11 protein-coding genes are annotated in these 11,906 nt (G+C 59.7%); 6 read left to right on the top strand and 5 right to left on the bottom strand.

Annotated elements, in window-relative coordinates; translation table 11 throughout:
* The 3 genes from G5149_RS19870 to trhA all read right to left on the bottom strand — a co-directional run.
* Positions 1–1,586 (bottom strand): retention module-containing protein (locus G5149_RS19870; RefSeq protein WP_421213461.1); only part of this gene is annotated, 1,586 nt, incomplete at its 3' end.
* A 224-nt stretch (positions 1,587–1,810) separates the two neighbouring features.
* A complete protein-coding gene (locus tag G5149_RS19865; RefSeq protein ID WP_005340889.1) occupies positions 1,811–3,472 on the bottom strand; it encodes a putative transporter in 1,662 nt (553 codons plus the stop codon).
* 127 nt (positions 3,473–3,599) lie between these two features.
* On the bottom strand, positions 3,600–4,235 hold the full coding sequence (trhA, locus tag G5149_RS19860; RefSeq protein ID WP_005335337.1) for a PAQR family membrane homeostasis protein TrhA: 636 nt from the start codon (positions 4,233–4,235) through the stop codon (positions 3,600–3,602).
* A 174-nt stretch (positions 4,236–4,409) separates the two neighbouring features.
* Between trhA and G5149_RS19855 the strand changes: the two genes are divergently transcribed.
* From G5149_RS19855 to G5149_RS19845, 3 genes are all read left to right on the top strand, one after another.
* Positions 4,410–5,933: an aminotransferase class V-fold PLP-dependent enzyme gene (locus G5149_RS19855; protein ID WP_150389556.1), complete on the top strand. Its 1,524-nt coding sequence runs from the start codon at positions 4,410–4,412 to the stop codon at positions 5,931–5,933.
* A 90-nt stretch (positions 5,934–6,023) separates the two neighbouring features.
* A complete protein-coding gene (locus tag G5149_RS19850; protein WP_021229465.1) occupies positions 6,024–6,587 on the top strand; it encodes a septation protein A in 564 nt (187 codons plus the stop codon).
* A 24-nt stretch (positions 6,588–6,611) separates the two neighbouring features.
* Positions 6,612–6,908 (top strand): YciI family protein, encoded by a 297-nt coding sequence (locus G5149_RS19845; protein WP_005354350.1) that lies wholly within the window; start codon positions 6,612–6,614, stop codon positions 6,906–6,908.
* Positions 6,909–6,987: 79 nt separating this feature from the next.
* Here the strand turns inward: G5149_RS19845 and cysQ are convergent, their stop codons facing one another.
* Positions 6,988–7,743, bottom strand: coding sequence for a 3'(2'),5'-bisphosphate nucleotidase CysQ (cysQ, locus tag G5149_RS19840; protein WP_190973286.1), 756 nt, complete (start codon positions 7,741–7,743; stop codon positions 6,988–6,990).
* Positions 7,744–7,790: 47 nt separating this feature from the next.
* Entirely contained in the window at positions 7,791–8,651 is an 861-nt protein-coding gene (locus G5149_RS19835) for a DeoR family transcriptional regulator (protein ID WP_216980212.1), read from the bottom strand.
* Positions 8,652–8,925: 274 nt separating this feature from the next.
* Between G5149_RS19835 and kbaZ the strand changes: the two genes are divergently transcribed.
* From kbaZ to agaV, 3 genes are read left to right on the top strand one after another with little or no spacing between them, the layout of a single operon-like run.
* The gene (kbaZ, locus tag G5149_RS19830) at positions 8,926–10,239 is read left to right on the top strand and encodes a tagatose-bisphosphate aldolase subunit KbaZ (protein ID WP_421213456.1); all 1,314 of its coding nucleotides are present in this window, start codon (positions 8,926–8,928) and stop codon (positions 10,237–10,239) included.
* Positions 10,240–10,251: 12 nt separating this feature from the next.
* Positions 10,252–11,421, top strand: a complete 1,170-nt coding sequence (locus tag G5149_RS19825) for an SIS domain-containing protein (RefSeq protein ID WP_421213454.1) — start codon at positions 10,252–10,254, stop codon at positions 11,419–11,421.
* Entirely contained in the window at positions 11,421–11,894 is a 474-nt protein-coding gene (agaV, locus tag G5149_RS19820; RefSeq protein ID WP_005335358.1) for a PTS N-acetylgalactosamine transporter subunit IIB, read from the top strand. Before G5149_RS19825 ends, agaV begins: the two co-directional genes overlap by 1 nt.
* The last annotated feature ends 12 nt before the right edge of the window (positions 11,895–11,906 follow it).

Genomic DNA, 11,906 nt, shown 5'->3' with positions numbered 1-11,906 from the left:
AACTTGCCGCCGGTCACGGTCGCGATGAAGGTCACCGACTTGCCGTTCACGTCGGTCACGGTCAGGGTGACTTTCTGACCATCTTCCACGTTGCTGGTCGTGCCCTTGAGCTCAACCGCCTTGGCTTCCGCCACCGACAGGTTGCCATCGCCAATTGCCGACAAATCAATGCTCGGCAGGTCAGTATCCACCTGATAGCCTTCCTTGTCGGTCGCAGTGGCGCTGTTGCCCGCCACGTCGGTGCTGGTCACGCTGGCATCGATGGTGCGGTCGCCATCGGTCGCCAGGTCGCTGCCCGCCACCAGGATGGTGAAGCGGCCATCGGCATCCACAGGACCGGTGAACGATTTACCGTTGACGGTCAGGGTGACGATGTCCCCTGCCTTGAACTCGCCCGTCACGGTGCCGCTGACCGGGATCTGCTGACCCGCTTCGGCGGCGTTGATGACGTCGTCGGCGGTGATGTCGGCATCCAGGGTGATGGCCAGGTCAGGGGCCTTGCTATCAACACTACCATCGTCGGTAGAGGTACCTGTGTTGCCGGCCGGATCGGTGATGCTGGCCGTCACCTTATAGCTGCCTTCGGCCAGCGGAGTAGTGACATCTACGCTGTAGCTGCCACCAGGTTGTACCGTGGCGGTCAAATTTTGCTGGTTACCATTGGCATCGGTCACGACCAGAGTGACCGTGCTGCCAGCAGGTGCATCCGTAGTACCCGTGATGGTCGGGGTGGTGTCATTGGTATTGTCAGGTGCATCAACAGTAATCACTGGAGCGGTTGCATCCACACTGCCATCATCAGTTGCACTGCCGGCATTCCCCGCAGGATCGGTCACTGTGGCGGTGACGGTATAAGAACCCTCGGCCAATGGGGTGACCACATCCACGGTGAAGGTACCGCTGGGGGTGACAATAGCGGTCAGGGTCTGCTGATTGCCGTTGACATCGGTCACCACCAGGGTCACCGTGCTGCCAGCAGGTGCATCCGTGGTTCCGGTCAGGGTCGGTGTGGTGTCATTAGTGTTATCTGGCGCAACAACGGAAATGGTGGGTGGAGTCAGGTCAAATACTTCATCCTCGCCAGCAGCACCAAGCGGTGGCTCGCCATTGGTGTTGTAGGTGGTATCGAAGGTCGCTTCGGCAATGGTTGCGGAGCCGGTACGGTCGATGGTGACAAAACCGCCGTTGCCACTGGCTCCGGCGACACCACCAACCCCGCCACCACCGGCAGCAGGTGCACCGCCTGCGGCGGAGGCTTCAAAGGCCCGAGTCGGGTCAGCGCCACCCAAAATGGCTTCTTGCAGGGCACTGATATCATCGGGTGTGCCTGCGGCACTGTTTTGCGCCAGCTGAGGAGCATCTTCCTCTTCGGCAGGCTCACTCTGTTCGCTGGCCGGTTGCACATTGAAAGCGTGTCCGCCGCCCATGAAACTGGCGCCATCCGGCGACATGATCACCGCCCCTTTCGGCAGCACATCCCCTTCCACCAGCAACTTGCGGCTACCATCTGCAGCCACCTGATAAACTTGACCTTTGAGCTGGGTGACGGTTACGCCCTGTTCCAGAGTAACGGAATTGGTAATCATGTTCTCTCCTGAATCCTGATTTGCATGCAAAAAGCCACAGCCTACTCTGCACAGAGAGAGAGCAAATAACCAGTTCGAAAATTCGAAAGAATAGACTGATTTGAGGCTGGACCGTTCAGCCAGGCTGAAGGGTGGCGAGGGGATTACCGAAAAATAAAAACTAAAATTATCAATACATTATCATGACAGGAGCATGACAAGGCATACTCCTGTCCGGTTTAACCCTATGCACCGGCCCAGAGGATGATGGCCAGCAGTTGCGGCGAGATGATCCGCAAGAACATCACCAGCGGGTAGACAGTGGCATAGGAGAGCGCACTGGCACCACTGGTCGGGTGCATGGCGTTGGCAAAGGCCAGCGCGGGAGGATCTGTCATGGAGCCGGCCAGCAAGCCGCACAGGGTCAGATAGTTCATCTTGCCATAGAGACGTGCCAGCACCCCGACCACCAGCAAGGGGATCAGGGTAATGGCTGCCCCATAGAGCATCCAGGAGGGGCCATCACCGTTGATCAGGGTATCAACGAAACCCGCCCCCGACTTGAAGCCGACCACCGCCAGAAACAGCACGATGCCGATCTCCCGCAGCGCCAGGTTGGCACTGGGGGGCATGAACCAGTAGAGCTTGCCGATGCTGCCGATCCGCGACAGGATCAGCGCCACCACCAGCGGCCCACCCGCCAAGCCGAGCTTGAGCGCGGCCGGGAAGCCCGGCAGATAGAAGGGGATGGAGCCAAGCAGCACGCCAAGACCGATCCCGATAAATACCGGCAACATCTGCACCTGTTGCAGTTTTTGCTGCACGTTGCCGACCACATTGGTCACCGCTTCGATGGCATCGAGGCGCCCCACCAGGTTGAGGATGTCACCAAACTGCAGGCTGGTCTGGCTGGTCGGCACCAGTTCGATACCGGCCCGGTTTAGGCGCGAGATCACCACGTCATAACGCTGTTTGATGTCAAGATCGCGGATCTTCTTGCCCAGCACTTGCTCGTTGGTCACCACTACCCGCTCCACCCTCAGGTCGGTACCGCGAGTCGATAGGGAGGTGTCGACCTCTTCTCCCAGCACCAGCAACACCTTGTGCAAGGCATGGCGCTCACCAACCAGGTGGAGCAGGTCACCCAGCTCGATACGTGAATCAGGGCGCGGCACCATCAGCTCGTCGCCACGCTTGAGGCGCGAGCAGATGACATCAGACTCGTCGAGGCTCGGGATCTCGCTCAGCATCAGGCCATGCATGTTTGGGTTGCGTACCGCGATATTGATGGTCTGCAGGCTCTCTTTGGTTTTACCGGTCTGTTGCTCGAATTGGGCAGCTTCATCGTCAATCTTGATGCGAAAGAAGACCCTGACCAGCCACATAGTGAGCAAAATGCCGCAGATGCCGAACGGATAGGCCACTGCGTACCCCATCCCCATCAGCCCGGTTGACCCATGAGGAGCTCCCAGCTCCGCCAGGATCTGCTGACCCGCACCGAGGGATGGCGTATTGGTCACGGCACCGGAGAAGACCCCGAGGATCACCGGTAGCGGCACATCAAACAGTTGATGAAGTGCCGCCGCAACGATGCACCCCAGGATAACCAGCAAAGCAGCAAAAGCATTGAGCTTGAGTCCGGAGCTGCGCAATGACGAGAAAAAACCGGGGCCGACCTGAATGCCGATGGTATAGACAAACAGGATCAGGCCAAACTCTTGAATAAAATGAAGTGTTTGCTCATCGAGCGCCAGCTCTGACACACCGGCAAAGTGACCCACTATGATGCCGCCGAACAGCACCCCCCCTATCCCCAAGCCAACGCCATAGACTCGCCAGTTTCCCAGCCAGAGTCCCAGCACTGCCACCAGCGACAACATGCTGATGGAAAGCGCGATTTCACTCATTTCGTGCATCCTTTGCGAATTGAACTGGCCCTAGCTTGTCAGCAAACTCAGTCGCCAACTGTGTGATACCGCACGAATTTATCCTTTTACGCGCTAAAAATACCAATTAAGGGCTAGTTGCAAGACGTTAGGCGACGTAGCCGTAAATGGCCATAAAGTGACAAACGCTGCCACCCAGCACAAAGAGATGCCAGATAGCGTGGTTGTAGGGGATCTGCTTGGCCACATAGAAGATAACCCCGAGACTGTAGATAAGGCCGCCAAGCCCGAGCAGCAACAGCCCCTCACCGGCCAGATGGATGTAGAGCTGGTAGATGACCACCAGCGACAGCCAACCCAGCATCAGGTAGGTAAAGAGCGACAACTTCTTGAAGCGGTTGATAAATACCAGCTTGAACACCACGCCAGCCAGCGCCAGGGCCCAGATCACCACCATCAATCCCTTCGCCAGCGGCGTGTCGAGTGCAACCAGCAGGAAGGGGGTATAGGTGCCGGCAATCAGCAGATAGATGGCGCAGTGATCAAACACCTTGCACCAGCGTCTGGCCCGCCCTTCCGCCATGCTGTGATAGAGGGTCGAGGCGAGATAGAGCAATACCAAACTGCCGCCATAGAGGCTGTAGCTCACCAGCGCCTGCGTACCCTGTCCCCATCCCTTGATGAGCAACAGCACCAGCCCGACAATCCCCAGCAACAATCCCGCACCGTGGCTCAGTCGGTTGGCCAGCTCTTCCCGGGGGGAGTAATCCATCACACCACTCATAACTTTCACTCCGTCATCATTGGCGACACTCTACCCAGCGCCATTTCAGAGTACAAGTGTTCGCTTAAAAAATGGGGTGGCTGTCACCCGCCCCCCTTTGGTGTATGCTCTGCCGCCGATGCCCGACAGAAGCGGCATAGACACCAACACCGGTGACCTGGTCTGGAGAACCTGATGACGTTGACTGAGCTGTTTACACAAGCGGATCCCGCCTTTGGCGAGGCGATGAACACCTTGCTGGAGAGCTTCCACCACTCCGACGACAGTCAGGCCCCCTATCAGCGCGACCAGTTCACCCACCAGCTCGCTCAATCCCGAATGCCTGCGGTCGGTCTCTCCATCGATGAGTATCTGGCGCGGCTGGCTACTCTGGTGCCCGGCGCATCCCATCTCACCTCGCCACGCTACATGGGTCATATGACGGCACCATTGCCGGCCTTCACTGCCGAGCTGTCGCGCCTGCTGGTGATGCTCAACCAGAATCCGATGAAGATGGAGTCCTCCCGCCTGCTCAGCTTTCTGGAGCGGGAGGTGCTGGCCAAGCTGCACCGCCTCATCTATGGCGGGGACGATGCCTTCTACGGCGAGCAGATGCATGCCAAGGATGCCGCCCTCGGCGTCATGACCAGCGGCGGCACCATCGCCAACGTCACGGCACTGTGGCTGGCCCGCAACCGCGCCTGTGGCGACAACCTATTCGCCCTCTATGAGCAGGGCTATCGGGGCGCCGTCATTCTGGGCTCCCGGCTGATGCACTACTCCTTCGACAAGGGGATGGATCTGCTCGGCCTGGGCGCCCGCAGCGTCTGGCGCCTTGAGACCGACGAGCAGAACCGGCTCAGTCTGGCTGCGCTGGAGCAGGCGCTGATCCAGTGCAAAGAGCAGAAATTGAAAGTACTGGCATTGGTCGGCGTGGCGGGCAGTACCGACTTTGGCTCCATCGACCCCCTGCCTGAGCTGGCCGCCATCGCCGAGCGCGAGCAGATCCACTTCCACGTGGATGCCGCCTGGGGCGGCCCGACCCTCTTCTCTCCCCGCTATCAAGGCCTGCTGACCGGCATTGAGCAGGCCGACACCGTCACACTGGATGGTCACAAACAGCTGCTGGTGCCACTCGGTACCGGCATGCTGCTCTGCCGCCAGCCCGACCTGATGATGGCGGTCAAGCGAGAGGCGCCCTACGCCATTCGTGCCACCTCGTTCGATCAGGGCCGCTTTACGCTGGAGGGCACCCGCCCGGCCAATGCCCTCTATCTGGATGCCGCTTTCCAACTCTTCGGCCAGCAAGGCTACGCCGAGCTTATCGAAGCCAACTACGACCGCGCCCGGCTGATGGCAGATCTCATCGAAAGTGACTCCGCCTTCGAGCTGATGTCGGCACCGGTGATGAACCTGCTCTCCTACCGCTGCATTCCACCCCACCTGCAGGGCAAGGTGCTGGATGAAGCGGCCAATGCACAGATCAACGACTTCAACGTGGCACTGCAAAAAGCCCAGCGGGCCGAGGGGCACAGCTTTGTCTCCCGCACCCAGCGGGCGGTGGTACGCTACGGCGCCCAACCGCTCACCCTGCTGCGCGCCGTGCTGCTCAACCCTCTGATTGAAGAGCGCCATATCCGCGACCTGCTGGCCGATCAGCAGCGACTGGGGATCTCGATTGCACGTCAACTGTTTGGCGACAGCGCGGAACCGGCGTAAAAATGAGCGGTCTTATTCATTTGCCGTTGTCCGCCATGCAGGTAGACTGGACGAAATTTGCAGGCCATCTTTGAGGACTAGGCGCCAGACATGAAGCAATTTATTGAATTTATTCCACTTATCGTTTTCTTCGCGGTCTACAAGTTCTACGACATCTACATGGCTACCGGCGCACTGGTGGTGGTCACCGGTCTGCAGCTCGCCTATAGCTGGATCCGCTATCGCAAAGTCGAGAAGATGCAGCTCTTTACCTTCCTGCTGGTCGGCTTCTTCGGCGGCCTCACAGTTTTCTTCCACGATGACACCTTCATCAAGTGGAAAGTGACTGTCATCAACGTGCTGTTCGCACTGGGTCTGCTCATCAGTCGCTACGGCTTTGGCAAGAACCTGATCAAACAGATGCTGGCCAAGGAGCTGCAAGCACCCGATAAGGTCTGGGACACAGTCAATCTCGGCTGGGTCGGCTTCTTTACTGTTTGTGGCCTGCTCAACCTCTACGTGGCGTTCAACATGCCGCAAGAGATGTGGGTCAACTTCAAGGTATTCGGCCTGCTGGGGATGACGCTGGTCTTTACCCTGCTGAGCGGCGTCTATCTCTATCGCCATATCCCTGCCGAGCAGTTGTCCCAGCAAAAAGACGAACCCAAAAAATAACCCTCATCAGAAAAGGATTGTCTCATGTGGTATCTCATCTACTCCGAAGATGTCCCCGATAGCCTGCCACTGCGCAAGCAAGTTCGCCCTGCCCATCTGGCTCGCCTGCAAGCCCTGCAGGATGAGGGTCGGCTGCTGACCGCCGGCCCCAACCCGGCTATCGATGCAGAGGATCCGGCCGATGCAGGCTTTACCGGCAGCACCGTCATCGCCGAGTTTGCCTCGCAGGCGGACGCCCAGGCCTGGGCCGATGCCGATCCCTATGTGGCAGCTGGCGTCTATGCCAAAGTGACCATCAAGCCGTTCAAGAAGGTCTTCTGACCCGAAGCGCATAGCGAAATAAAAAAGGCCGGACTGGAAGTTCACTCCAGTCCGGCCTTTTTGCATCCCGATATCTCGTTTATGCCCTGGCGACAAACCAGGGGTTGAGAATATCCGGCTTGTTATAGCGCAGCGGTGAACCATCGAGTTGGGTGACGCTGCCCCCCGCCCCCTCCAGCACCGCCTGCGCAGCGCCGGTATCCCACTCGCAGGTGGGGGCGAGGCGCGGATAGAGCTCGGCCCCCCCCTCGGCCATGATGCAGAACTTGAGCGAACTGCCCATGGAGACCAGTTCGATCTCACCAAAGGGAGCCAAGAAATCGAGGGTCTCCTGCGACAGGTGGTTGCGACTGCCCACCACTCGCCACGCCTCTCCTTCACGATGAGCCCGGGTCTGGATGGACTCGCGCTTGCCATCGGCGATGCGCCAGGCGCCAACTCCTTTGCCGCCATACCAGAGCTTGTCCAGCACCGGCGCATAAACCAGCCCCCAGCGCGGCGCCCCCTCTTCAATCAGCGCGATATTGACGGTGAACTCGCCGTTGCGGGAGACAAACTCCTTGGTGCCATCGAGGGGATCCACCAGCCAGTAGCGTGACCAGCCGTGGCGCGCCGCCATCACCTCGGGCCCCGACTCCTCGGACAATACAGGGATGTCGGGTGTCAGCCGTGCCAACCCCTGAACGATCACCTCATGAGCCCCCTTGTCAGCCGCGGTCAGCGGGCTCTCGTCGCTCTTGTACTCCACCGCGAAGGGCTGGCTGTAGATGGCCATGATGGCCGCTCCCGCCGCGCGGGCGACAGGTTCAAGTTCGGTGATATCGGGGTGGTACATAACAGGCTCGTCCAGTGAGTGAGAAACCCAGTCTATCGCGTTTGTCATCAACCGCTTATAGCTGATTGCACTGGATTATATTGCCGCTGCTTCTCCTGCCCCTTGCTGCCATCGGCTGGTACCAACAGCACTTCGATACCGGCATTGCGCAGGCCGGAAAGGATATCGGCAGGCACGGCATCGTCGGTGATCAGGGTGTGAATACGCAAGGTATCGATGATCTTGTGCAGACTGCGCCGGCCAAACTTGGTGGAGTCGGTGACCACCACAATCCGCTCGGCCACCTGACACATGCAGCGGTTAAGGCGCGCCTCGTCCTCATGATGGGTGCTGACGCCGCGCTCCAGATCGATGCCATCCACCCCGAGAAACAGCATGTCAAAGTGGTAGTTTTGCAGGGACTGCTCCGCTTGCGCACCGTAGAAGGAGAGCGACTTGCGGCGCAGATGTCCGCCCGTCATCAGCAGCTCCACCCCCTCTGCTTCGAGCAGTTCATTCGCCACATTCATACCGTTGGTCATCACCAGGATCTCCTGATGTCCCTTCAGATGACGCGCCACCTCCAGTGTTGTCGTCCCCGAATCGAGGATAAGGCGACAACCGGAGGGCACCAGGGTCGCCGCCAGCGCACCTATCCGCTGTTTCACCGGGGTATTGAGCACACTCTTGTCGGCAATAGTGCGCTCCGGCACCGTCTGGCCAGGCTCGCACAGCAGGGCGCCGCCATAAGCGCGCACGGCCACCCCCTGCTTCTCCAGAAAGGCCAGATCGTTGCGGATGGTCACGGTAGAGACCTGATAGTGACTCGCCAGCTCGTTGACCTGAACGCTGCCATTGCTGCGCAGCTGCTGAATAATCCGCTCCCGCCGCTCGCTTGTTCCGAGCGCACCTTTTTCGCTTGTTTGCATAGTTCTTCTGCCGGAATGCTGTAGTGAAAGATCGCTTTCACTTCGTTACGTTTGCATATTAACGCTCAGCAAAGGTGCCAAATCAAGCCTTCATTACGCTTTATCACCACGCTCTCCATCTTTACCCATCATCTAGAGCCTTTCGATATCTTTCTTTTTGTGATCCCTTTCAAGATCTGACGACTCTTTTGTTTCGTTTTCTTTTGCTCACCACTACCGTAAAGAAAAGAAATCGAAAGAACCTTTCCATACGCAGCAACCAAGGGACATCAAAATGAAATCCATGCTGGCACTAGTCGAAAGACACAAACAGGGAGAACAGACCGGGATCTACGCCGTCTGCTCCGCTCACCCGCTGGTGCTGGAGGCCGCGCTGCGGCTGGCCGCCGAAGGGGATGAGCTGCTGCTGGTCGAGGCCACATCCAATCAGGTGGATCAGTTTGGCGGCTATACCGGCATGACCCCCGCCGACTTTCGCGATCGCCTCTACGAGCTGGCGGCACAGTGTCACTTTCCGGCGCAGCGCCTCATTCTGGGGGGCGACCATCTGGGCCCCAACCGCTGGCAGGGGGAACCGGCCGAGCAGGCCATGGCCCATGCCAGGGATCTCATCGCCAGCTATGTCGCTGCCGGGTTCAAGAAGATCCACCTCGACTGCAGCATGTCCTGTCAGGGCGATCCCGTTCCCCTGACCGATGAGCTGGTCGCAGAGCGAGCCGCACGGCTGGCGCAGATCGCCGAGCAAACCTGTCTGGCCACTTTTGGCGAGAGCGATCTGGTCTATGTGATTGGCACCGAGGTGCCGGTGCCGGGCGGTGCCCATGAAGATCTTGCCGAGTTGGCGGTCACCACGCCGGAGGCGGCACGCCACACCCTCGAGGCCCATCAACAGGCCTTCAACAAGGCGGGGCTGGCCCATATCTGGCCGAGGGTGATCGGTCTGGTGGTGCAACCCGGCGTCGAGTTTGACCATACCCGCGTCATCGATTACCGGCCCGAAAAAGCGGCCCCTCTTAGCCGGATGATCGAAGCCTATCCCCACATGGTGTTCGAGGCCCACTCCACCGATTACCAGACTCCCGAGGCCTACCGCCAGCTGATACGCGACCACTTTGCCATTCTCAAGGTCGGCCCTGCCCTCACCTTCGCCCTGCGCGAAGCGCTGTTTGCCCTTGCCGCCATCGAGGAGGAGCTGGTGGTGGCCAAGGCCTGTTCAGGTCTGCGCAAGGTGATGGAAGAGACCATGCTGGAGCGCCCCGACTTCTGGCGCAGCCACTATCAGGGCAGTGCCAACGAGTGCCGGCTGGCCCGTGGCTACAGCTATTCGGATCGCATTCGCTACTACTGGCCCGATAGCCGGGTCGATGAGTGCTACGCCAGATTGCTGGCCAATCTGGCGGCGGAGCCCATCCCGCTCCCCCTGCTGAGCCAGCATCTGCCCCTGCAGTATCGCAAGGTGCGTCAGGGCGCGCTCTCGGCCAATCCCCATGACCTCATTCTCGATCAGGTGCAGGAGGTGCTGCGGCACTACGCCAGCGCCTGCACTGCGGCCTCTCGCCGCCATTCCCAGCTCGACCCTGTTGTATAAGGAGTTGCAGACATGATCCTTGGTTATCCAGAAGAGATGTTGCGCAGTGCCAATGGCCTGGCGACTGCCCGTGAAATTCGCCAGCAACCTGCCACCTGGCGCGAGACCCTCGCCATGGTCGAGGAGTGCCGTCCTGCACTGACCCGTTTTCTGACCCCCCTGCTCGCCCGGCAAGCGCTGCGCATCATCCTGACCGGGGCTGGCACCTCCGCCTTTGCCGGTCGGGCGCTCGCCCCCTATCTCTCGGCCCACCTGCATGCCCGGGTCGAGGCGATCGCCACCACGGATATCGTCACCGATCCGGCCGAGTATCTGGCCGAAGATTGCCCGACCCTGCTTATCTCCTTTGCCCGCTCCGGCAATAGCCCCGAGAGCGTGGCGGCGGTCGAACTGGCCAGCCAGCTGCTCAGCCACTGCCACCATCTGGTGCTGACCTGCAACGGTGAAGGGGCGCTCTATCGCCGCTGTCAGCAAGATGCCCACTCTCTGGCCCTGCTGATGCCGCCCCAGACCAATGATCGCAGCTTCGCCATGACCAGCAGCCTCACCAGCATGATGCTGAGCTGTCTGGCTCTCTTTCTGCCAGAGCGGTTCAACCGCCAGAGCTGCGAGCTGCTGGTCACCAACAGTGACGCCATTCTGGAGCAGGTCGTGCAGCGCGTACCGGCCTGGAACGAGCCGTTGCCCGAGCGGGTCATCTATCTTGGCAGCGGCAGTCTGCAAGGGGTGGCGCAGGAGGCGGCACTCAAACTGCTGGAGCTGACCGCCGGCCGTCTGGTCGCCATGTTCGACTCCCCTACCGGTTTTCGCCACGGCCCAAAATCAGTCGTCAACGAGCAGACGCTCATCGTGTTGCTCATCTCCAACGACCCTTACACCCGGCAATACGATCTGGATCTGCTGCGCGAGCTGCGAAGCGATGGCAAGGCCGCCCGGGTGGTCGCCATCGCCGACCAGCACCATTCCGCCATCGAGGAGGGGGAGCACATCTATCTGCCCGCCACCCTGCATGGCGACGATGCCCAGCTCGCCTTCTGCTACCTGCTCTATGCCCAGTACTACGCCTTCCATACCTCGCTGGGACTGGGGATCAGCCCGGACAATCCCTGCCCCACCGGTCAGGTCAACCGGGTCGTACAGGGGGTCAATATCTACCCGTTCCACCAAGAAGGAGTGTTGTGATGCCCAATATCGTATTGAGCCGGATCGATGAGCGCCTGATCCACGGTCAGGTCGGTGTCCAGTGGGTCGGCTTTGCCGGTGCCAATCTGGTGCTGGTCGCCAACGACGAAGTGGCAGAGGACCCCATCCAGCAGAACCTGATGGAGATGGTGCTGGCCGAAGGTATTGCGGTGCGGTTCTGGCCGCTCCAGAAGGTGATCGACAACATCCACAAGGCGGCAGATCGCCAGAAGATCCTGCTGGTCTGCAAAAACCCGACCGATTTCAACACCCTGGTTCAGGGAGGTGTCCCCATCTCCCGGATCAACGTCGGCAACATGCATTACGCCGACGGCAAGCGTCAAATCCACAAGACCGTATCCGTGGACGAACAGGACATCACCGCATTTCGCGCCCTGCGGGACGCCCGTGTCGAGTGCTATGTCCAGGGCGTGCCGACAGAACCGGCACAGGACATTTTCAATTTGCTCTGATTAAGGACAATT

Origin of the sequence: Aeromonas sp. 600479 (genome assembly GCF_049175515.1) — a bacterium.
In the GTDB taxonomy this organism is placed as follows: domain Bacteria; phylum Pseudomonadota; class Gammaproteobacteria; order Enterobacterales; family Aeromonadaceae; genus Aeromonas; species Aeromonas veronii_A.
The sequence above is the reverse complement of the archived record's forward strand: the minus strand, read 5'-3'. Positions and strand labels throughout refer to the sequence as shown.